This window comes from Proteus alimentorum (assembly GCF_002607735.1).
Lineage (GTDB): Bacteria > Pseudomonadota > Gammaproteobacteria > Enterobacterales > Enterobacteriaceae > Proteus > Proteus alimentorum.
Genome location: NZ_NBVR01000043.1, coordinates 121,121 through 143,433, shown reverse-complemented (window position 1 = coordinate 143,433; position 22,313 = coordinate 121,121). Strand labels below are relative to the sequence as shown.

Below are 22,313 nucleotides of genomic sequence, written 5' to 3'. Positions count from 1 at the left end.
CCATGTGAGAGTAGGGAACTGCCAGGCATTAAATAAGACGAGAAAGCCAACCCAATGGGTTGGCTTTTTTGCGTTTGGGGGGGTTAAAAGATCAAAAGAATAAGCTATTTATTTTATATTTAGGTTGTTAATAAGATAATTGTTAAATAATACCTTGGCTCCAACGAGAAAATTGTTCAATTCCCATCCGATTTAATATATAACAAAACCAAACACTGTAATTTTTTGCATTATCTTCAATATCTTGATAAAGCGAATCGAGGGAGATCCAGTGGTAACTCATCACTTCATCTGGATTGCTATGCGGTAATTCGTCACTAAACCCAAGAAATAGATGATCAAATTCATGCTCTATCAGATTATCTGTCACTTTTTCGTTATACAGAATAGTTCCAATAGATTGCATATCACATTTCATGCCTAATTCTTCATCTAAACGACGATGAATAGCATCTGAAAGTAATTCGTTTGGAAGCGGGTGGCTACAACATGTATTTGCCCATAAACCACCAGAGTGATATTTAGATATTGCACGTTGTTGAATAAGTAATTGTTGCTTTGAATTAAAAATAAATATTGAAAAGGCTCGATGTAAGGCGCCTACAATATGAGCTTCAAGTTTTGGCATTGTTCCCAGCTCATTATCATTTTGATCTACGAGAATAACAGCGTCTTCCACAAGAAATCACCTTAATAAAATAATATATTGTTATAACGTGAATATAACATGACTGTATATCAAATAACGATTTATTGTGTTGTTCTTTTTATGGCATCACTGTAATGATGCCTAGAATAAGAGGAAAGAAAGATCTAAGGGGTATAATATTGGACACCAATCTTAATAAGTTCTCTACCTTGTGATTTGCGATGTTTATTTGTATCTCTTAATGAATAAATACATCCACAATATTCTTGTTGGTAGAATTGTTCTCGTTTACTTATTTCGATCATTCTGGCTGAGCCACCTTTTTTACGCCAATTATAATCCCAATAAACCATATTAGGATAAGGTGATACTGCTCTTTCACCACAGCCATTTATTTGTTTCATATCTTTCCAACGTGAGATCCCAAGTGAACTGGAAATAACGGAAAAACCATTTTCAGCGGCATAAAGGGCAGTTCTTTCAAAGCGCATATCAAAACACATTGTGCATCGAATACCTCGTTCAGGCTCTTTTTCCATTCCTTTTGCTCTTTCAAACCAATTATCAGTATCATAATCAGCGTCAACAAAAGGAATATTATGTTTTTTAGCAAAACGAATATTTTCTTCTTTACGAATTAAATACTCTTTTTGAGGATGAATATTGGGATTATAGAAAAAGATAGTGTAATCAATACCTGAAGCTTGTAATGCTTCCATGACTTCACCAGAACAAGGAGCACAGCAAGAGTGTAGTAAAAGCTTATTTGCATTTGCAGGTAATGTGAGCTTTTCTCGTATAAGAGTCATAGATGATCCTGAATAGCATTATTTTAGTTGTAAAATGATGCCTTTATTATAGTGATAAATACGTAGATAATCTGCTTTTTTAAAACTATTTAAAAATAACCATTTGTTTTATATAAATTAAATATAATGAGCGAAAATGATTTAGGTAATGACTATCAGAGAGTTTACTAGATTCATATTATGATGAGAGGTAAGATGAAATACTAATTCTGCTGCTGTTTGTAGCAAAATCTAAAATAAAGGAATTTAGTTATGTCATCTATATTACCTCGCTCTGTAACTTCGCCAAAAAAATTCTTTATTGGCAGCCAATTACTCTCTTCTGTCGGTAAATATGTAAAAGATTTTGGTGATAATGCATTTATTATTAGTGATGAGTTTTTTTTAGAAAAAGTAACTAAAGAAGCCGCTCCTTCTCTAAAAGAAAATGGCATTGTTTCGTTGGTTGAAAAATTTAATTACGAATGTACTGAGGCAGAAGTTAATCGCCTTGGTAAAATTGCTGTTGAAAATAAAGCGAACGTTATTATTGGTATTGGGGGCGGTAAGACATTAGATGTGTCTAAAGCGGTTGCTTATTACCAGCACATTCCTGTTATTTTATTCCCAACTATCGCTTCAACTGACGCACCTTGTACTGCATTATCTGTGTTGTACAAAGAAAATGGTGAGTTTGATAAATATTTATTCTTACCACAAAATCCAGATGTTGTTATTGCTGATACTGCTATTATTGCGTCTGCCCCACAGCGCTTTTTCTCAGCAGGTGTTGGTGATGCCCTAGCAACTTACTTTGAAGCGCGTGCTTGCTATCAAGCAGATGGCTTAAACTTAGTCAATCAACGTCCATCACGTACAGGCCTAGGTTTAGCACAACTTTGCTTTGAAATGTTAAGTGAAAATATTGATAAAGCAATGGATGCTATTCGTCATAAAATTACTACTCCTGCGTTAGAGCAAACAATTGAAGCGACAATCTACCTTAGTGGGGTTGGTGCGGAAGCCGGTGGCTTAGCGGCTGCTCACGCAGTAAATAATGGTATGTCTGCGGTCGAGTCTTTACACCGTGTCCAACATGGTGAAAAAGTAGTATTTGGTTTATTAACTCAATTAGTGTTAGAAAATGCACCACAAGAAGAAATTGATGAAGTAATCCGTATTATTAAAGCAGCAGAATTACCACTAACACTTGAAGATATGGGCATGAAAGAATTCATTGAAAGTGAATGGCGCACTGTTGCTAAAATCGCCTGTGCTGAAGGTGACACTATGGGTAATATGCCAATGAGAGTGACTGAAGAAGATGTTTATAATGCAATGATTGCAGCTAACGCATTAGCGCATCGTTATAAATAATTCTTAGTTTGGTAAATGATTATCTTAAAACCCCAAATTGATTTTGGGGTTTTTCTTTAATCTAATGTTGGATTCATTTGGGCAAGATCGAAAGGTGTTATCTGATAAACATAGTAGTTCAACCAATTTGCAAACAATAAATGTCCATGACTACGCCAAGAAGCGATTGGTTTTTTACTCGGATCATTATTAGGAAAATAGTTTTCGGGTAATTGAGGATCTAGCCCTGCTTTAACATCACGATGATATTCATCTGCGAGTGTATTGGGATCGTATTCTGGATGGCCAGTTGCAAAAACAACTCTTTTATCTTTTGATGCAAATAAATAAGCGCCTGCGTCATCTGAAGTCGCCAGGATCTCCAAATCAGTATTATTTTGAATAAAGTCGATAGGAAAATCGGCATAACGAGAATGTGGAGCAAAAAAAGTCTCATCAAATCCGCGAGTTAACAGTGAAAATGGTGAGCAAGTATGATGACTATATACCCCTGAAATTTTTTGTTCTAGCGTGTATTTAGGCAGGCCGTATAAGATATTCAACCCAGCTTGAGCCGCCCAACAAATAAAGAGTGTAGAAGTAACATGCTCTTTAGCCCATGTAATGACTTCCTTTATTTCATCCCAATAAGCCACATCTTCAAATTCAACTAGCCCTAATGGTGCGCCAGTGACAATCAGCCCATCAAAATTTTGTTCTTTAATTTGGTCAAAATCACAATAAAAAGTATCGAGATGCTCTACTGGAGTATTTTTAGGAATACGAGAGTCAATACGCAATAATTGAATATCAATTTGAAGAGGGCTATTAGAAAGCAATCGCAGAAATTGATTTTCTGTTTCGATTTTCTTTGGCATTAAATTAAGGATAAGCACTTTTAATGGGCGAATATCTTGAATCCTCGCCCTGCTGGATGTCATAACAAAGACATTCTCTTTTTGTAAGCAACTGACTGCGGGTAGCTCATCGGGTACTCTAATTGGCATTTCAATAACCTCTAAAAAACATCTAGACATCTAGAAGCCTGAATTTAGCTAATAACTTTTTGAATGTCGAGGTCTTCATGTTGTGTATGAAGAATATTCATATAAGAAAAAGCTATATAGTGAAAATCATCAAGTATTAACCTTCCTCTTTTCTTTCGATTATCGATCTTTTCTAGATGCCTAGAGTTATTTTGAAATTTTTATTTTTGTACAATAAAAAAACACCGATGTAATCACATTGTTAAAAATTATTTAAATAAAAATGGAATTCATTTTTGATTTTTGTGAAAACTGCATTAATCTTAATCAGGTGTGTAAAAGCTTTTAGGGGAATGCAGAATGTCACAACCGTTAACTACAGAAGAATTAAATTTTACGCAATCTTTTAGCGAACAGGATAAAGAGATATTAAATCATGATGTTAAATCATTTTTGATTGATTTAGCATCTCATTTCTCAGATAGACGCCATGCTTTATTAGCTGAAAGAGATAGCTGGAAACATAAGGTTGATAATGGTGAGCTTCCTAATTTTATTTCGGAATCTAATTCCATTATACAATCAGAGTGGAAAGTTAATTCTATACCTAAAGATCTTCAAGACCGTCGTGTTGAAATAACAGGGCCAGTTGATCGCAAAATGGTTATCAATGCACTAAATGCCAATGTGAAAGTCTTTATGGCGGACTTTGAAGATTCCTTAGCGCCCACATGGGACAAAGTAATTGATGGTCAAATCAATTTGCGCGATGCCGTCAAGGGCACCATTTCTTATACCAATGAACAAGGCAAATGTTATCAGCTCAAAGCGTCACCTGCGGTTTTGATTGCAAGAGTAAGAGGGCTCCACCTTCCTGAGAAGCACGTGCTATGGCAAGGGAAACCTATTGCAGGGGGATTATTTGATTTTGCTTTGTATTTTTACCATAACCACAAAGCCTTATTAGAAAAAGGGAGTGGCCCTTATTTTTACATTCCTAAATTGCAAACATGGCAAGAAGCTAAATGGTGGAGTGATGTTTTTCATTTCACTGAAAAGCGCTTTGGCTTGGCGACAGGCACCATTAAAGCCACAGTATTAATTGAAACCTTACCCGCCGTTTTCCAAATGGAAGAAATTCTCTTTCATATGAAAGAGCATATTGTTGGACTTAATTGTGGTCGTTGGGATTATATTTTTAGCTATATCAAGACATTAAAAAATTACCCTGATCGTGTATTACCTGATAGACAGGGGATCACGATGACTCAACCTTTCTTAAGTGCTTATTCTCGCTTGCTTATTCAAACTTGCCATAAACGAGGTGCGTTTGCGATGGGCGGAATGTCTGCATTTATCCCAAGTCGAGATCCTGAGCAAAATGGCATCATTTTGAAAAAGGTATTTGACGATAAAGAGCTTGAAGCCACCAATGGTCATGATGGCACTTGGATAGCTCATCCTGGACTTGCTGAAACGGTATTAGCTGCTTTTGATCCTATTTTAGGATCTCGACAAAACCAACTTGATGTTCAACGTAATGAAAAAATTACGGCAGAAATGTTATTAGCACCTTGTGCTGGTGAACGCACAGAAAAGGGCATGAGAGCGAATATCCGTGTTGCTGTGCAATATATCGAAGCGTGGATTTCTGGTAATGGTTGCGTACCTATCTATGGATTAATGGAAGACGCCGCAACAGCGGAAATATCACGTACCTCTATTTGGCAATGGATCCGCCATCAAAAAACCCTGACTGATGGGCAAGTCGTGACGAAAGATCTCTTTCGTAAAATGCTGAAAGAAGAGCTTGAAGTAATACACCAAGAAGTCGGTGATACTCGCTTTGAGGAAGGGCGCTTTAAAGAAGCGGCTTCTTTGATGGATAAGATTACAACCCAAGATGAATTAGTCGATTTTCTGACTTTACCGGGTTACCAACTTTTAAATTAAAAAAGATACGTCAAAACGTATTTATAAACTGCAAACATCATCACTACCGTATTTATAGGAGCTGTTTTTATGACTATTAGTAGATCAGAGCAAATCGCCCAATTAGAGAAAGAGTGGGAACAACCTCGCTGGAAAGGCATTACCCGTCCTTATAGCGCTGAAGATGTCATTAAATTAAGAGGTTCGGTTAACCCAGAACATACCTTAGCAAGACGTGGCGCTCAAAGGCTTTGGTCATCATTAAATGGAAAATCAAAGAAGGGCTATGTTAATGCATTAGGTGCTTTAACGGGTGGGCAAGCGTTGCAACAAGCAAAAGCAGGGTTAGAAGCTGTTTATCTTTCAGGATGGCAAGTGGCTGCAGATGCTAACACCGCAGCAAGCATGTACCCTGATCAGTCGCTATATCCAGTTGATTCTGTTCCTAATGTTGTTCAACGTATCAATAATACGTTTAGACGAGCTGATCAAATTCAGTGGTCCAATGGTATTGGTCCTCAACATAAAGATTATATTGATTTTTTCCTGCCTATTGTGGCTGATGCGGAAGCAGGCTTTGGTGGCGTATTAAATGCCTTTGAATTAATGAAGGCGATGATTGAAGCTGGGGCGGCAGGTGTTCATTTTGAAGATCAGTTAGCAGCAGTGAAAAAATGTGGTCATATGGGTGGGAAAGTGCTTGTTCCGACTCAAGAAGCTGTACAAAAACTGGTTGCTGCACGTTTAGCCGCTGATGTGTCTGATGTACCTACATTGCTTGTTGCCAGAACGGATGCTGATGCTGCCGATCTCTTAACTTCAGATTGCGATCCTTATGATAGCTCGTTCTTAACAGGAGAACGCACACCTGAAGGTTTCTTCTGTACTCACGCGGGTATTGATCAAGCCATTAGTCGTGGGCTTGCTTATGCACCTTATGCTGATCTGGTGTGGTGTGAAACATCACTGCCTGATCTGAAAATGGCGGCTAAGTTTGCAGAAGCTATTCACGATAAATATCCTGGAAAAATGCTGGCTTATAACTGTTCGCCTTCCTTTAACTGGAAAAAGAATCTTGATGATCGCACGATCGCACATTTCCAAGATGAGCTTTCCGCAATGGGATATAAATTCCAGTTTATTACTTTGGCTGGCATTCACAGCATGTGGTTTAACATGTTCGATCTGGCACATGATTATGCCAAAGGTGAAGGTATGAAACACTACGTTGAGAAGGTGCAAGAAAAAGAGTTTGCTGCACTTAATCAAGGTTATACCTTCTCATCGCATCAACAAGAGGTGGGAACAGGGTATTTCGATAAAGTCACGACGATTATTCAAGGTGGTATGTCTTCGGTAACGGCATTAACTGGCTCAACCGAAGAGCAGCAATTCTAAGATCCAAAAATATTGTTATCTGTTTTTGTGGTGATAATTCAGGAGCAGGATGCTCCTCTTTTTCGTGAGGTTGTTAATGACGCCAGAAGATTTAATTGCTCAAACAATTTTACAAGGCTTTGATGCCCAATATGGTCGCTTCCTTGAGATAACCTCAGGGGCACAATATCGTTTTGAGCAAGCGGATTGGCATGGTGTTCAAATCGCGATGAAAGAGCGCATCCGTTTATATGATAATCATGTTGGATTAGTGGTCGAACAGCTTAGATGTATTCGTCATGATATTGATAAAGAAAGTCTTTTTTTACAAAAAGTAAAAGAAAACTATACATTATTACTCCCCAATTATCCTCGATTTGAGATTGCAGAGAGCTTTTTTAATTCTGTTTATTGTCGTCTATTTCATCATCGTGAATTGAATAAAAAAAATCTATTTGTTTTTTCATCACAACCAGCTTATCGCTTTACACAAGCCCCGCGACCGTTATCAAAGCAGTTTGTTATTCAGAGTGATTTACCCACATTACTACAAGACATTTTATCACGCTTACCTTTGCGGTTGCCGTGGCAAAATAAACAACGCGATATTCACGCTATTTGTCATGTACTTACTGCCCAGTTCTCTTCTGAACAGTTACAGAGTGCGGTATTTCATATCGCAAACGAACTCTTTTATCGTAATAAAGCGGCTTGGTTGATTGGCAAAATAGTGATTAATGATCAATATATTCCATTCTTATTACCCATTCATAATATTGAGCAGCAATTACTGATTGATACTTGTCTTATCTCAACAGATGAAGCGAGTATTGTCTTTGGTTTTGCCCGTTCTTATTTTATGGTTTATGCTCCATTTCCTGCAGCATTAGTGGCATGGCTAAGAGATATATTACCGAGCAAATCTACCGCTGAGCTTTATATGTCGATAGGATGTCAAAAACACGGTAAAACGGAATACTATCGTGAATACCTTGCCTTTATGAATTTTTCATCAGAGCAATTTATTGAAGCGCCCGGCGTAAAAGGTATGGTGATGTTGGTATTTACATTACCGACTTATGATCGTGTTTTTAAAGTGATCAAAGATAAGTTTGCACCACAAAAAACGATCACTGCGGAGCGTGTAAAAGAGTGCTATCAATTGGTTAAAGAGCACGATCGTGTTGGACGAATGGCAGATACTCAAGAATTTGAGAATTTTGTGATCGATAAGAAAAGAATTAGCCCTGAATTAATGGCGATCTTTGAACAAGAGATCCCCAATAAATTGGAAGATCTAGGCGATAAAATACTGATCCGTCATCTGTATATGGAACGAAGAATGATACCGCTCAATATCTATATGGAGCAGTGCGATGACAATCAACTTAAAGCGGTTGTTGAAGATTATGGGCAAGCGTTGAAAGAGCTTATTGCGGCGAATATTTTTCCCGGCGATATGCTGTTTAAAAACTTTGGTGTGACTCGGCATCATCGTGTGATTTTCTATGACTATGATGAAATTAGTTATATGACAGATATGAATTTTCGTGCGATCCCTCCCGCTCGTTACCCTGAAGATGAATTAGCGAGCGAGCCTTGGTATAGCGTTGCACTCAATGATGTTTTTCCAGAAGAGTTTCGCTATTTTCTATGTAGTGATAAGCGAGTTTGCCACTATTTTGAAGCGCAACATCGAGAGCTTTTATCACCCGAATATTGGCAACTACGACAGCAAAAAATTAAAGAAGGGTATATCGAAGATGTTTATGCCTATTCCCAAGCTAAGCGATTTACTGAATAAATAACCTTAGGAAAAGATAAAAATAAAGATAGGTACAAGGGGATACCTATCTTTATTGGATAAAACCTATTTTTGTACAGGGATAATTAACGCTGTGTGCCCGCAACGGCTTCTTTAGCTAATTCAGTAATACGTTGGAAATCACCTGCTTTCACTGCATCATTAGGCACTAACCAAGAACCACCAATACAAAGCACACTTTCTAGTGCAAGGTAGTTACGATAATTCTCAGGGGAAATTCCTCCGGTTGGGCAGAAACGGATTTTTGAAAATGGCCCTGAAATGGCTTTTAAGGCTTTTACACCACCATTGGCTTCTGCTGGGAAAAATTTAAATTCATTTAGACCGTAGCTCATTCCCAGCATTAATTCAGAAACGGTTGAAATACCTGGAATTAAAGGAATCGTTCCCGCAACAGCCGCTTTGAGTAATGCTTCTGTTAATCCTGGGCTAATAGCAAATTGAGCACCCGCTTCCGTGACTTGTGCTAATTGTTGGGGGTTAATTACCGTCCCCGCACCCACAATGGCTTCAGGAACTTCTTTTGCAATACGGCGGATAGCCTCAATTGCACATTCTGTGCGTAATGTCACTTCTAAAACTTTTACACCACCGGCGACTAAAGCTTTGGCAACAGGGACGGCATCATCAATATGGTTGATAACAATAACAGGAACAACAGGCCCTGATTTTAGTACAGACTCTGCACTTGTATTCCAATGATCCATGATTGTATTTCCTAATCAGAAAGTGGTGAGCAAATAAATGTAATCTGCTCCTCGTTAAGCCTCAAAACTTGTCTACATTAAAAATCAATGCAACAAGCACCTTGTTCAGCACCTGATAAATGACGACGTAAATTAACGAATAACTCACGACCACAGCCTGTATTATTGGCACTTAAATCAGGAATTTCATCTTGGCGAGCATTTAATGTTTGCTCATCGACAAGCAACGTTAACTCACCTGTTTTACCATTAACACGAATGATATCACCATCACGCACTTTGGATAATAAACCACCATTTACAGCCTCTGGTGTAACATGAATGGCGGCGGGAACTTTACCTGAAGCGCCTGAAAGTCGGCCATCTGTAACTAATGCGACTTTATAGCCTTTATCCATTAATACACCTAAAGGTGGCATCAGTTTATGCAATTCAGGCATACCGTTTGCTTGTGGTCCTTGATAACGCACAACAACCACACAATCTTTATTTAGCTCGCCGGCTTCAAACTTAGCGGCAATATCATGTTGACTATTAAACACAATTGCAGGGGCTTCGATAATTTTATTTTCATCAGGTACCGCAGAGGTTTTCATTACGGCTCGACCTAAATTACCTTGCATCACTTGTGTGCCACCATGCGATGAGAACGGGGTATTTATATCAGCAATCACCTCTTTATCTAAAGAGCTTATCGCGCCTTCACGCCAATCAAGTTTGCCGTCATTTAACCAAGGTTCTAAGGTATAACGCTCAATACCAAATCCAGCAACAGTGTTTACATCACGATGAATTAAGCCTTTTTTCAATAATTCACGAATGATCAGTGCAATGCCACCAGCGGCTTGAAATTGGTTGATATCGGCAGGGCCATTAGGATAAATACGTGCAATAAGAGGAACAACTTGTGACAGTTCAGAAAAATCATCCCAATTAATAATAATACCTGCTGCACGAGCAATGGCGACTAAATGCATGGTTAGATTAGTTGAACCCCCCGTTGTTAGCAGCGCAATAATGCCGTTAACAATGACTTTTTCATCAACTAATTGACCGATAGGAAGATAATTACCTGCGTTTTCGGTTAATCGAACAATCTGATTTGCCGCAGCATCCGTCAATGCATCACGCAACGGTGTATCTGGATGGACAAAAGAAGCACCGGGTAAATGTAACCCCATCATTTCCATGACCATCTGATTAGAGTTTGCTGTGCCGTAAAAGGTACAGGTCCCAATGCTATGATAAGACGCCGCTTCGGCTTCTAACAAAGCATTACGATCAACTTTACCTTCAGCATAGAGTTGGCGAATACGGACTTTTTCTTTATTGGGTAAACCGCTTGTCATGGGGCCTGCTGGCACAAAAATCGCAGGAAGATGACCAAAAGAGAGCGCCGCCATAGTCAGCCCAGGAACGATTTTATCGCAGATCCCTAAATAGAGCGCACCATCAAACATATTATGGGATAAACCCACAGCCGCTGACATTGCAATCACATCACGACTGAGGAGCGATAGTTCCATCCCATCTTGACCCTGAGTGACACCATCGCACATTGCTGGAACGCCACCTGCCACTTGTCCTACAGCACCAACAGCATGTAATGCTTTTTTAATTTTTTGAGGATAATCTTCATACGGCTTATGGGCTGACAACATATCATTGTAAGCAGTGATAATGGCAATGTCATTATGAACCATATTTTTCAGGCGATTTTTATCATCAGCCTGACAAGCAGCAAAACCATGAGCCAAATTACCGCAAGCCAATTGAGCACGATGTACTGTTTGACTTTTTGCGGCTTCAATTTTTTTCAGATAAGCTCGACGAGTCGCTTGTGAGCGAACAATAATACGTTCAGTCACTTGTTTTACTGTTTCGTTAAGGGGAACGACGTCGTTCTGAATTGGGTCATGATTTTTAGGGGTCATAATGATGCTTCCTTTATTCACACAAGGGTGATGAGCGTTACTATTAGCTTTAAAAAAGAGAATATTTAAATTCGCTATAGTATTTGTTACCGGTAACATTGTTACGGGTAACAAGAAGAGTTGCAATACTCTTAATACGTCTTAGACAACATCTGTGATCGACATCAATTTTTTAAGGTGATAAGTAACAGTTTTTTAATATTTGATGGGAATAAAGAGAAAAAAGTTGGCTTTTTACAAAGCTGAATCGTTTTATTTTGGAAAATACCTTCCTCGTTATTGATGACAAGGAAGGCAAAAATTGAGATTAACTTTTTACACCACCGTATTCACGGCTAATTTGTTTTGCTGCTTTGATAACCATTGCACCTAATTCAGTGATACGTGAGTCCGTCATTCTCGAAACTGGGCCTGAAAGTGAAATCGCCGCAAAAGGCTGGTGGTGTTCATCATAAATGCAAGCACCTATGCAGCGCAGCCCTAAAGCATGTTCTTCATCATCAAAAGAAAAACCTTGTTTACGAGCTTGCTCTAAGTTTTCTTTCAGAGAAGAAGGGAGTGTTCGGGTGTGAGGTGTATAAGCCATTAAGCCTTTTTTCTGGAGCAAAGGCAGTAATTTATTTTCTGGCAAAGTAGAAAGGAATGCCTTACCTGCACCGGATGCATGCATCGGTAATTTACCGCCAATAGGTGCTGACATTCGCATTAGCGCATTACATTGCACTTGATCGACAATTACTGCATCAAATTCAATTTGGTCAAGAATGGCCAGATTAACGGTTTCACCAGAGTCTTCCATCAATTGACGTAAAATAGGATGCACCATTACCAAAAGATTGCGGGTTTGTAGAAAGCTACTGCCAACAATAAAGGCGTGTGTGCCTACAACCCATAAGCCTAAATCTCCGACTTGACGAACAAAACCATGCTGTTGAAGTGTAGTGAGTAGGCGGTGTGTTGTGGAATTGGGTAACCCAGCTTGAAAGGCAAGATCTGTTAGGGCGATACCACCAGGAGATTCGGAAATATATTCCAATAATGTCAGTCCACGACTTAACGACTGAACAGGGCCTCCTTGTGCAGTACTTTGAGTGGCAGTTGTTTTCGTCTTACGCACTTTTTTATTTGTAGGGGAAACTGTCATGCATACACTCCAGAAATGCTATCCATATTAATGTCTATTATGAACTATATGGCGTAATAAAACTCCTCTGATCTCTGCATTTTTCAAAACAAAATGTGTGATAAGGAATATTTATTAAAAGCGTTTATCACTGAGTGAAAATCTCTCATCTTCGACTTAGAAATCTTTGTAAAAAGATATGGTAGGATAAAAAAACAACGAAATAACAATAAAGAAAAACAAGCACAAAAGCATTCTCGATTAAGAGGAAACAACGTGGCAAACATAAAACAACAACTGGTAGAAGCATTAGAAAAACGTATCTTAGTACTTGATGGCGCAATGGGAACGATGATCCAGCAATATCAACTTACAGAAGCTGATTATCGAGGTGTGCGTTTTGCTAATTGGGAATGTGATGTTAAAGGGAATAATGATCTTTTAGTCTTAACACAACCTCAGATCATTACAGATATACATAATGCTTATTTTCAAGCTGGCGCGGATATTGTTGAAACTAACACCTTTAACTCGACGTCCATTGCGATGGCTGATTATCAGATGGAGTCACTCTGTTTTGAGCTGAACGAAGAAGCCGCAAAATTAGCTAAAGCCTGTGCAGAGAAATGGAGTGCCTTAACACCTGATAAACCCCGCTATGTAGCGGGTGTTTTGGGGCCAACAAACAGAACGGCATCTATATCTCCTGATGTGAATGATCCGGCTTTTCGTAATGTTTCATTTGATAAGCTGGTGGAAGCTTATCGAGAAGCAACGCGCGGATTAATTAAAGGCGGTGTTGATTTAATCATGGTCGAAACTATTTTCGACACACTAAACGCGAAAGCGGCTATTTTCGCCCTTAAATGCGAATTTGAATCACTCAATATTGAATTGCCTGTGATGATCTCTGGCACCATTACAGATGCGTCAGGAAGAACCTTAACGGGTCAAACAACAGAAGCGTTTTACCACTCTTTACGTCATGCCGATGCGCTCTCATTTGGTTTAAATTGCGCGTTAGGTCCTAAAGAATTACGCCAATATATTCAAACGCTTTCACAAATTTCCGAAACTTACGTGAGTGCTCACCCTAATGCGGGTTTGCCTAACGCATTTGGCGGCTATGATTTAGATGCCCAAGAAATGGCTGAGCAAATTAAAGAGTGGGCACAAGCTGGTTTTCTCAATATTGTGGGGGGATGCTGCGGAACAACACCTGCGCATATTCTCGCCATTTCACAAGCGGTAGACGGTATTGCACCAAGAGCATTACCTTCCTTGAAAAGAGCATGCCGTCTTTCAGGTCTTGAACCCTTAGTCATTGATGAGAATTCACTGTTTGTGAATGTGGGTGAACGAACCAATGTCACAGGTTCAGCTAAATTTAAGCGCTTGATAAAAGAAGGTCATTATCAAGAAGCGTTAGATGTTGCGCGTCAGCAAGTTGAAAATGGTGCTCAAATCATCGATATCAACATGGATGAAGGCATGTTAGATGCAGTCGAAGCCATGACACGTTTTCTTAATCTTATTGCGGGTGAGCCTGATATTGCTAAAGTTCCTGTGATGATTGACTCCTCTAAATGGGAAGTGATTGAAGAAGGACTAAAATGCATTCAAGGCAAAGGCATTGTTAACTCCATTTCGATGAAAGAAGGAGAAAAACCCTTTCTTGAGCACGCTAAATTAGTCCGTAAATACGGTGCCGCTGTTGTTGTTATGGCGTTTGATGAAGTAGGACAAGCTGATACTCGAGAACGCAAAATTGAAATTTGTCGCCGAGCTTATCAGCTATTAACAGAGCAGGCAGGTTTCCCTCCAGAAGACATTATTTTTGACCCTAATATCTTTGCCGTCGCAACAGGCATTGCAGAACATAATAATTACGCCGTCGATTTTATTGAAGTTTGTGCGGATATTAAATCTCAACTGCCTTATGCCTTAATTTCTGGCGGGGTATCTAACGTTTCATTCTCATTTAGGGGTAACGATCCTGTTCGTGAAGCTATTCACTCTGTTTTTCTTTATTACGCAGTAAAAAATGGCATGGATATGGGGATTGTCAATGCAGGGCAACTTGCTATTTACGATTCATTACCAGATGAACTGCGTAATGCGGTTGAAGACGTCATTTTAAATCGCCATGAAGAAAGCACAGATAATTTACTTGCATTGGCAGAGCGTTATCGTGGTAGTAAAAGTGATGAGCAAAATCATCAGCTTGCTGAGTGGCGACAATGGGATGTTGAGAAACGTCTAGAGTACGCGTTAGTTAAAGGGATAACCGAGTTTATTGTTGAAGATACCGAAGCTTGTCGCCAACAAGCATCAAGTCCCATCGAAGTGATTGAAGGGCCATTGATGAATGGTATGAATACTGTTGGTGATTTATTTGGTGAAGGAAAAATGTTTTTACCTCAAGTTGTGAAGTCAGCTAGAGTGATGAAACAAGCCGTTGCTTATCTTGAACCTTATATTCAGGCCTCTAAGCAAGCTGGGAGTTCAGCCGGTAAAATCTTACTGGCTACCGTAAAAGGTGATGTTCATGATATTGGGAAAAATATTGTCGGTGTGGTTTTGCAATGTAATAACTATGAGATCATCGATCTTGGTGTGATGGTACCTTGCGATAAGATCCTACAAACAGCGATTGATGAAAAAGTGGATATTATTGGTCTTTCAGGGCTGATCACACCTTCATTAGATGAAATGGTGAATGTGGCCAAAGAGATGGAAAGGCGTGGTTTTTCTTTACCATTAATGATTGGCGGAGCTACAACGTCCAAAGCGCATACAGCAGTAAAAATAGAACCCAATTACAGCCATCCTACTGTTTATGTACAAAATGCATCAAGAACTGTCGGTGTTGTTGCTGCACTATTATCTGAAACACAAAAAGCCGATTTTGTTGCTAAAACACGTCGTGAATATGAAGTAGTACGTCAGCAATACGCCAGAAAAAAACCTCGTACGCCCCCAGTTTCTTTAGCGGTTGCGCGAAAAAATGCGCTACAAATTGATTGGCAAAATTACACACCACCAAAGCCCAATCAATTAGGCGTGCAGGAGATCACTGTAAGTATTGAAACCTTGCGTGAATATATCGATTGGACGCCTTTCTTTATGACGTGGTCTTTAGCGGGGAAATATCCGCGTATTTTAGAAGATGACGTGGTTGGTGAAGAGGCAAGGCGTGTATTTGTCGATGCAAATGCGATGCTGGATAAATTAAGTCGTGAAAAATTATTAACTCCTAAAGGGATTATGGGGCTATTTCCTGCCAATCGTCTGGGTGATGATATTGTGGTTTATCAAGATGAAAGCCGGCAACATGCATTATTACACAGTTGCCATTTGCGTCAGCAAACAGAGAAAAATGATTTTCCTAATTACTGCTTAGCAGACTTTATTGCCCCTGTTGAAAGTGGTGTTGCTGACTATTTTGGTGCTTTTGCCGTCACGGGGGGATTAGAAGAAGATGCTCTCGCAAATGCTTATGATAATGTCCATGATGACTACAATAAAATCATGGTCAAAGCATTATCAGATAGATTAGCAGAGGCCTTTGCTGAATATCTTCATCAACGGGTCAGAACAAAGATTTGGGGTTATAGTCCCGATGAAAACCTTTCCAATGACGAATTGATTCGAGAAAAATATCAAGGAACACGACCTGCGCCGGGATATCCTGCCTGCCCTGAGCACACCGAAAAAGCAAAAATTTGGCAATTACTTGATGTTGAAAATCGCATTGGGATGAAGCTGACAGATGCTTATGCTATGTGGCCGGGTGCTTCAGTATCGGGTTGGTATTTTAGTCATCCTGATAGTAAATATTTCGCTGTTGCTCAAATCCAAAAAGATCAGGTCGAAGATTACGCAAAACGCCGAAAAATGAGTGTGAGTGAAGTTGAACGTTGGTTAGCGCCTAATTTAGGGTATGAGTCTTAGTTTATTTTTATTGTCAGATCTCAATAATGTAATAAATAGTGAGGGGATAATCATATCCCCTTGTTATTCTCACTAGTCGATCCCATTAAAGATGTTTAAGCTGTGAACCTGTATCAGAAAAAAGGACATTACAATGAACTATACTTTGTACCTTCAGAAAACCCCACCTGCTGGCGCTGAGGTGCCGTTTCCTTCTTTAGCAAAAGGAAATTATCCATTAAGTGAAGTTTTAATTAATGCTTTTTTAAATCTGATGCAACTAACAGGAAGCTTAGATACTGATGCTATTTTAGATGAAAAAGCATTTGATAAAATTTGGCTGAAAGCCGAAATGACACCCGCACGAATCGAAGAGGTCGGTGACTATATTTATCATAAAATTCCGACTTCTCCTGAGCCTGTTGAAGAAGAAATTGTGTTATTTAAGCAAGCCATGAAAGAAGAAGAAGCGTTATTAGCGAAAGAAAGCGAGAAAGAAGGTCATATCCCCATTCGTAAGTTTGCCACTAATGATGGTTGGATAGTGACCCCAAAAGAGTGTGAAATAATTGCTTCTACATTGACCGCTAAATTGCTGGAAGATAACCGAGTTTTTGTTGAAAAAATTGCAAAAATGTCTCATCTTTCGCATAAAACGTTAGAGATTGCCTTAATTGATTTAGGTAAATTTAATCAGTTTGCAAAAAAACATGGTGGTTATCGGGTATATTGAAAATAAAAGAGAAATCATTTTTGATTTCTCTTTTATCGTATATGGGGGAATAGAACGGTTATTTAAAACAACGTATCATGCAGTTTTCTCACAATATTATCGGCATCTTTCCCATCAACCAATAAGCATAAGTTGTGGGTACTTGCGCCGTGACTTATCATTCGAATATTGTAGCTTTCTAATGCGCCAAAAATCTGGCTTCCTAAGCCATTCACTTGTGAGAGTGAATTACCGATGATCGCAACCAATGCGAGATCTTCGTCAACTTCAACACGACATAATGCGGAGAGTTCTGTTAAGAGTGCGTTGGTTAATAAACTCCCTGATGCGCTAGTGGTGCCGGTTGTATCGAGTGTTAACGCAATACTCACTTCAGATGTGGTTATCACATCAACAGAGATATGATGACGCGACAAAATAGTAAATATCTCAGCTAAGAAACCGCGAGCATGGAGCATTTTAAGGCTATGTAATGTGAGCAACGTCTGTTTTCTACGTAATGCAATCGCACGGAATATCGGCGGGTTTTCAGTCTGAGCACAAACCAATGTGCCCCCTTCTTCTGGTGCTTTACTCGATCCCACAAAAACCGGAATACCGCTACGAACTGCGGGTAATAATGTTGCAGGATGCAAAATTTTAGCGCCAAACGTTGCCATTTCTGCGGCTTCATCAAAGGCAATTTGATCAATACGATGTGCCTCTGGCACTATTCTTGGATCCGTGCTGTAAATACCCGGTACATCCGTCCAGATATCCACACGAGACATGCCGAGTGCTTCACCAATCAATGCAGCGGTATAGTCGCTACCACCACGACCTAATGTTGTTGTTCTACCTTTAGGCTCTTGACCAATAAAACCTTGGGTTACAATAACGGTTTCTTCTAAACGAGGCTGAATAAGGCTCTTTGTGAGTTCGGTAAGCAACGCCATATCGGGTTCCGCATGACAAAAGAGATCATTCGTTTTCATCACTTTTCTGACATCAAACCAATCTGCCTGTATGCCTTTTTCACGTAATAATTCAACAAAAAGCAATGTTGACATTAATTCACCGTGACTGACTAATTCGTCTGTTAAGGCATCAGATGTAGCAAGTGAAGCGGCTTCAGAGAGCATCTCAATATTCTCAAGCAAGCGATTTATTTCTTGAGAAATAATTTCTGGCTGAGAAAGTTGGTTGATAATTGCATACTTAATATCACGAACTTGTGAGAGTAAAGCTTCCCGTTGTGAAGGTTCAGTACCCGCTGCAAGTTCAATTAATAAATTAGTCATTCCTGCAGATGCCGAAAGAACGACGACACGAACTGACTTTTGTTTAAGAATAATATCTGCACACTTTTCCATTGCTGAAAAGTTAGCAACGCTGGTGCCACCAAATTTAGCGATAGTGTATGGCGATGATATAGATGAAGGCGTAGCAGTATTATCAGTCATTGTCGTATTCCTTTAGGCAAAAATGAGATGTTGGACACATTTAGGAATATCGGTTATTAAGTAGAGAGTCAATGCAGAGTGAAGAATAATCAATTTAATTAATAATCAGCTCCACATTATCGGTTTTACCTATGTAAGTAATTAGTACTAGATTTGTTGAATGGTTTTGACCAATATCATCAAATGAGAAAGAATTGACTGTAACTATTAAATGTCAGGCTACAATCTGAGAATATTGGATTGTAATATTAAGAGAGTATTGTGAATGAAAAATGTAAACCCAACCCAAACCTTAGCCTGGAAGGCATTAGAAAACCATTTTTCGGTGATCAAAGATACCGAGATGAAAACACTGTTTTCTCAGGAACCATCACGCTTTGAGCAATTTTCAAAAACGTTTTCAGACCAAATTCTAGTGGATTTTTCAAAAAACCGTATTACGAAAGAAACATTAGAAAAATTGCAGGCTTTGGCTAAGGAATGTGATGTTGAAGGTGCGATAAATAGCATGTTTACGGGTGAAAAAATCAACCGTACTGAAGATCGTGCTGTATTGCATACCGCATTACGTAATCGTAGCAATGCTCCCGTCATCGTTGATGGCAAAGATGTCATGCCAGACGTTAATGCTGTACTGAATAAAATGAAAGCGTTCAGTGAGCGCATTATTAGTGGTGAATGGAAAGGTTATACAGGCAAGGCGATTACTGATGTTGTAAATATTGGTATCGGTGGTTCTGATCTTGGTCCTTATATGGTGACAGAAGCATTACGTCCGTATAAAAATCATCTTACTATGCATTTTGTTTCTAATGTTGATGGTACGCATATCGCAGAAACACTGAAAAAATGTGATCCTGAAACGACACTGTTCCTCATCGCATCAAAAACATTTACCACACAAGAAACCATGACAAATGCACACTCAGCAAGAGATTGGTTCTTAGACTCTGCTAAAGAGAGTGCATTTGTTGCTAAACACTTTGTGGCGTTATCGACAAACAGCACTGAAGTGGCAAAATTTGGTATTGATACTGCCAATATGTTTGAATTCTGGGATTGGGTTGGTGGCCGTTATTCATTATGGTCAGCAATTGGCTTATCTATCGCACTATCTGTGGGTTATGACAACTTTGAGCAATTGCTGGAAGGTGCTCATGCAATGGATAATCACTTTAGAACAACAGATGCTGAAAATAACATCCCAATGATCCTCGCTCTGATTGGCATTTGGTATAACAATTTTTTTGGCACAGAAACTGAAGCGATTCTGCCATACGATCAATACATGCATCGTTTTGCTGCTTACTTCCAACAAGGCAATATGGAATCTAATGGTAAGTATATTGATCGTGATGGAAACAAAGTTAATTACCAAACAGGTCCTATCATTTGGGGTGAGCCGGGTACAAACGGGCAACATGCGTTTTACCAACTGATTCACCAAGGTACAAAAATCATTCCTTGTGATTTTATTGCGCCTGCAATTAGCCACAATCCACTCTCCGATCATCACGCTAAATTGATGTCTAACTTTTTTGCTCAAACAGAAGCGCTTGCTTTTGGTAAAACGCGTGAGCAAGTTGATGCTGAATTTGCCGCAGCAGGAAAAGATCCTAAAACGATGGGCTATGTTGCACCTTTCAAAGTGTTCGAAGGTAATCGCCCAACGAACTCTATTCTGTTAAAAGAAATTACGCCTTATTCCTTAGGTGCATTGATTGCAATGTATGAACATAAGATCTTTGTACAAGGTGTTATTTTCAACATCTTCACGTTTGACCAATGGGGTGTTGAATTAGGTAAACAGTTGGCTAATCGTATTCTTCCTGAATTAAAAGGTAAGGAAAGTGTTAACAGCCATGATAGCTCAACAAATAATCTGATTAATCGTTATAAAGCATGGCGTTAATCGAATAAACTGAATATAAGTAGTTGGTTAGATAAAAAGGAGGTTTTTATAACCTCCTTTGTTTTTTGATTATTTAACACTCAATCTGATTTTCTTTTAACGCTTTTTTAGATTATTTATGCGAAATGTTATCAGCTTTTAACTTCCATTAGTCACATCATGATATCCTTATGCATCATGACTCACACAAGCTAGGATCATCAAAGCGTGATGATGAATAAATGTTCAAAAAATCAATAATTACCCCTGCACCTATCCATTGGCTACCCAGTGAGGAACATGCAAATATTCAAGAAAGTACATTAAGTTGGTTAATGGAATTAGGCTCAATGACACGGCGATTTGAACAATATTGCCAAAAAGTCACAGTAATGCCTTATCAAGAAGGATTTATTGACATTGTTGAACCCGCTGACGAAAGAGCGTGTTTACCCAAAAGTCAGCGTTATTGGTTAAGAGAAGTGGTATTGTGTGGTGACGATATACCTTGGTTATTAGGGCGAACGTTAGTACCAGAAGAGACATTGACAGGCGAAGATAGAAAACTGGTCAATCTAAGAACCGTTCCTCTTGGGCGTTATCTGTTTCAGGAAACAACCTTAAGTCGTGATTTTATTCATATCGGGCAACAAAATGGGTATTGGTTACGCCGTTCTCGTTTTCAGCTTTCAGATAAACCTTTATTATTAACCGAGATGTTTCTACCTGCATCACCAGTGTATGAGAAGTAATTAGGGGGAGCTAAAATTGGAGGGAAGTATGACGCAAAGTAAATGGCAAGCATATAGCCGTTTAATGCGTATAGATAAACCTATCGGAGCGCTATTATTACTTTGGCCAACTTATTGGGCTTTATGGATTGCCGCTAAAGGTTTTCCAGATTGGCATATTCTGATTGTCTTTACTATTGGCGTGTTCTCTATGCGTGCCGCTGGGTGTGTAATAAACGACTTTGCTGACCGAAAAATTGATGGCAGTGTTGAACGAACAAAAAATCGACCATTACCTAGTGGGGCTGTGACAGAAAAAGAGAGCAAAATTTTATTTATTGTTTTGGTACTCTTGTCCTTTGCATTAGTCCTAACACTTAATACCATGACTATTTGGCTTTCAGTGGCAGGGCTTGCATTGGCGTGGTTTTATCCTTTCGTTAAACGGTTTAGTCATTTACCTCAGCTTATTTTAGGTATGGCTTTTGGCTGGTCAATCCCAATGGGATTTGCTGCTGTTTCTGAAAGCCTGCCTTTGGTTTGTTGGTTATTGTTTCTTGTTAATATTGTCTGGTCAGTTGTTTATGATACGCAATATGCAATGGTTGATCGTAATGATGATATAAAAATTGGGGTTAAATCTACCGCCATTCTATTCGGTCGTTATGACAAAATTATTATCGGTATTTTACAACTGGTGATGTTGGCATTATTAGTGGGTATCGGTATTTTGCTGAACCTGAAAGGTATCTATTACTGGTCGCTATTGTTAGTCACAGCACTGTTTATTTATCAACAGAAGCTTATTGCAGAGCGTGAAAGAGCACCGTGTTTCCAAGCTTTTATGAATAATAACTATGTTGGTTTTGTTTTATTTGCGGGTATTTTATTTAGTTATTTTTAAGC

At 39.0% G+C, this 22,313-nt stretch carries 16 protein-coding genes; 9 read left to right on the top strand and 7 right to left on the bottom strand.

The features are described from left to right. Positions 1-142 precede the first annotated feature (142 nt). Positions 143-679, bottom strand: coding sequence for an isopentenyl-diphosphate Delta-isomerase (gene idi, locus B6258_RS17255; protein ID WP_099076316.1), 537 nt, complete (start codon positions 677-679; stop codon positions 143-145). Positions 680-813: 134 nt separating this feature from the next. Next, a complete protein-coding gene (locus B6258_RS17250; protein ID WP_099076315.1) occupies positions 814-1,458 on the bottom strand; it encodes an epoxyqueuosine reductase QueH in 645 nt (214 codons plus the stop codon). A gap of 252 nt (positions 1,459-1,710) precedes the next feature. Here B6258_RS17250 and B6258_RS17245 point away from each other — a divergent pair, with 252 nt between their 5' ends. Then, positions 1,711-2,814, top strand: a complete 1,104-nt coding sequence (locus B6258_RS17245) for a glycerol dehydrogenase (RefSeq protein WP_099076314.1) — start codon at positions 1,711-1,713, stop codon at positions 2,812-2,814. A 56-nt stretch (positions 2,815-2,870) separates the two neighbouring features. Here the strand turns inward: B6258_RS17245 and metA are convergent, their stop codons facing one another. Then, a complete protein-coding gene (gene metA, locus B6258_RS17240) occupies positions 2,871-3,800 on the bottom strand; it encodes a homoserine O-acetyltransferase MetA (RefSeq protein ID WP_099076319.1) in 930 nt (309 codons plus the stop codon). Between the two features lie 339 nt (positions 3,801-4,139). Between metA and aceB the strand changes: the two genes are divergently transcribed. From aceB to aceK, 3 genes are all read left to right on the top strand, one after another. Then, entirely contained in the window at positions 4,140-5,732 is a 1,593-nt protein-coding gene (gene aceB / locus B6258_RS17235; RefSeq protein ID WP_099076313.1) for a malate synthase A, read from the top strand. A gap of 69 nt (positions 5,733-5,801) precedes the next feature. After that, positions 5,802-7,109 carry an isocitrate lyase gene (gene aceA, locus B6258_RS17230; RefSeq protein WP_072065199.1) on the top strand — a complete coding sequence of 436 codons (1,308 nt, stop codon included), beginning with the start codon at positions 5,802-5,804 and terminating at the stop codon, positions 7,107-7,109. A 70-nt stretch (positions 7,110-7,179) separates the two neighbouring features. Further along, positions 7,180-8,892 carry a bifunctional isocitrate dehydrogenase kinase/phosphatase gene (gene aceK / locus B6258_RS17225; RefSeq protein ID WP_420820602.1) on the top strand — a complete coding sequence of 571 codons (1,713 nt, stop codon included), beginning with the start codon at positions 7,180-7,182 and terminating at the stop codon, positions 8,890-8,892. A gap of 86 nt (positions 8,893-8,978) precedes the next feature. Here the strand turns inward: aceK and B6258_RS17220 are convergent, their stop codons facing one another. From B6258_RS17220 to iclR, 3 genes are all read right to left on the bottom strand, one after another. Further along, the gene (locus B6258_RS17220; protein ID WP_099076311.1) at positions 8,979-9,620 is read right to left on the bottom strand and encodes a bifunctional 4-hydroxy-2-oxoglutarate aldolase/2-dehydro-3-deoxy-phosphogluconate aldolase; all 642 of its coding nucleotides are present in this window, start codon (positions 9,618-9,620) and stop codon (positions 8,979-8,981) included. Positions 9,621-9,697: 77 nt separating this feature from the next. After that, positions 9,698-11,554: a phosphogluconate dehydratase gene (gene edd / locus B6258_RS17215; protein ID WP_099076310.1), complete on the bottom strand. Its 1,857-nt coding sequence runs from the start codon at positions 11,552-11,554 to the stop codon at positions 9,698-9,700. 307 nt (positions 11,555-11,861) lie between these two features. Continuing rightward, positions 11,862-12,698, bottom strand: coding sequence for a glyoxylate bypass operon transcriptional repressor IclR (gene iclR / locus B6258_RS17210; RefSeq protein ID WP_075673076.1), 837 nt, complete (start codon positions 12,696-12,698; stop codon positions 11,862-11,864). Positions 12,699-12,953: 255 nt separating this feature from the next. On the opposite strand from iclR, the gene metH reads away from it, so the two are divergent. Continuing rightward, a complete protein-coding gene (metH, locus tag B6258_RS17205) occupies positions 12,954-16,631 on the top strand; it encodes a methionine synthase (RefSeq protein ID WP_099076309.1) in 3,678 nt (1,225 codons plus the stop codon). 133 nt (positions 16,632-16,764) lie between these two features. Beyond that, a complete protein-coding gene (locus B6258_RS17200) occupies positions 16,765-17,343 on the top strand; it encodes a hypothetical protein (protein WP_240531621.1) in 579 nt (192 codons plus the stop codon). Positions 17,344-17,405: 62 nt separating this feature from the next. Here B6258_RS17200 and lysC read toward each other — a convergent pair whose 3' ends face one another. Then, the gene (gene lysC / locus B6258_RS17195; RefSeq protein ID WP_099076307.1) at positions 17,406-18,785 is read right to left on the bottom strand and encodes a lysine-sensitive aspartokinase 3; all 1,380 of its coding nucleotides are present in this window, start codon (positions 18,783-18,785) and stop codon (positions 17,406-17,408) included. Between the two features lie 265 nt (positions 18,786-19,050). Here lysC and pgi point away from each other — a divergent pair, with 265 nt between their 5' ends. The 3 genes from pgi to ubiA all read left to right on the top strand — a co-directional run bounded on the left by pgi (position 19,051) and on the right by ubiA (position 22,311). Further along, positions 19,051-20,697: a glucose-6-phosphate isomerase gene (pgi, locus tag B6258_RS17190; protein ID WP_099076306.1), complete on the top strand. Its 1,647-nt coding sequence runs from the start codon at positions 19,051-19,053 to the stop codon at positions 20,695-20,697. Positions 20,698-20,918: 221 nt separating this feature from the next. Next, positions 20,919-21,428 (top strand): chorismate lyase, encoded by a 510-nt coding sequence (ubiC, locus tag B6258_RS17185; RefSeq protein ID WP_099076305.1) that lies wholly within the window; start codon positions 20,919-20,921, stop codon positions 21,426-21,428. Between the two features lie 28 nt (positions 21,429-21,456). Beyond that, on the top strand, positions 21,457-22,311 hold the full coding sequence (ubiA, locus tag B6258_RS17180) for a 4-hydroxybenzoate octaprenyltransferase (protein WP_023583077.1): 855 nt from the start codon (positions 21,457-21,459) through the stop codon (positions 22,309-22,311). Positions 22,312-22,313: the final 2 nt, after the last annotated feature.

Coding starts and splice junctions, on each gene's coding strand:
- B6258_RS17250 (WP_099076315.1), bottom strand. CDS start 1,458: ATGACTCTTATACGAGAAAAGCTCACATTACCTGCAAATGCAAATAAG.
- B6258_RS17245 (WP_099076314.1), top strand. CDS start 1,711: ATGTCATCTATATTACCTCGCTCTGTAACTTCGCCAAAAAAATTCTTT.
- metA (WP_099076319.1), bottom strand. CDS start 3,800: ATGCCAATTAGAGTACCCGATGAGCTACCCGCAGTCAGTTGCTTACAA.
- aceB (WP_099076313.1), top strand. CDS start 4,140: ATGTCACAACCGTTAACTACAGAAGAATTAAATTTTACGCAATCTTTT.
- aceA (WP_072065199.1), top strand. CDS start 5,802: ATGACTATTAGTAGATCAGAGCAAATCGCCCAATTAGAGAAAGAGTGG.
- B6258_RS17220 (WP_099076311.1), bottom strand. CDS start 9,620: ATGGATCATTGGAATACAAGTGCAGAGTCTGTACTAAAATCAGGGCCT.
- edd (WP_099076310.1), bottom strand. CDS start 11,554: ATGACCCCTAAAAATCATGACCCAATTCAGAACGACGTCGTTCCCCTT.
- iclR (WP_075673076.1), bottom strand. CDS start 12,698: ATGACAGTTTCCCCTACAAATAAAAAAGTGCGTAAGACGAAAACAACT.
- B6258_RS17200 (WP_240531621.1), top strand. CDS start 16,765: ATGAACTATACTTTGTACCTTCAGAAAACCCCACCTGCTGGCGCTGAG.
- lysC (WP_099076307.1), bottom strand. CDS start 18,785: ATGACTGATAATACTGCTACGCCTTCATCTATATCATCGCCATACACT.
- pgi (WP_099076306.1), top strand. CDS start 19,051: ATGAAAAATGTAAACCCAACCCAAACCTTAGCCTGGAAGGCATTAGAA.
- ubiC (WP_099076305.1), top strand. CDS start 20,919: ATGTTCAAAAAATCAATAATTACCCCTGCACCTATCCATTGGCTACCC.
- ubiA (WP_023583077.1), top strand. CDS start 21,457: ATGACGCAAAGTAAATGGCAAGCATATAGCCGTTTAATGCGTATAGAT.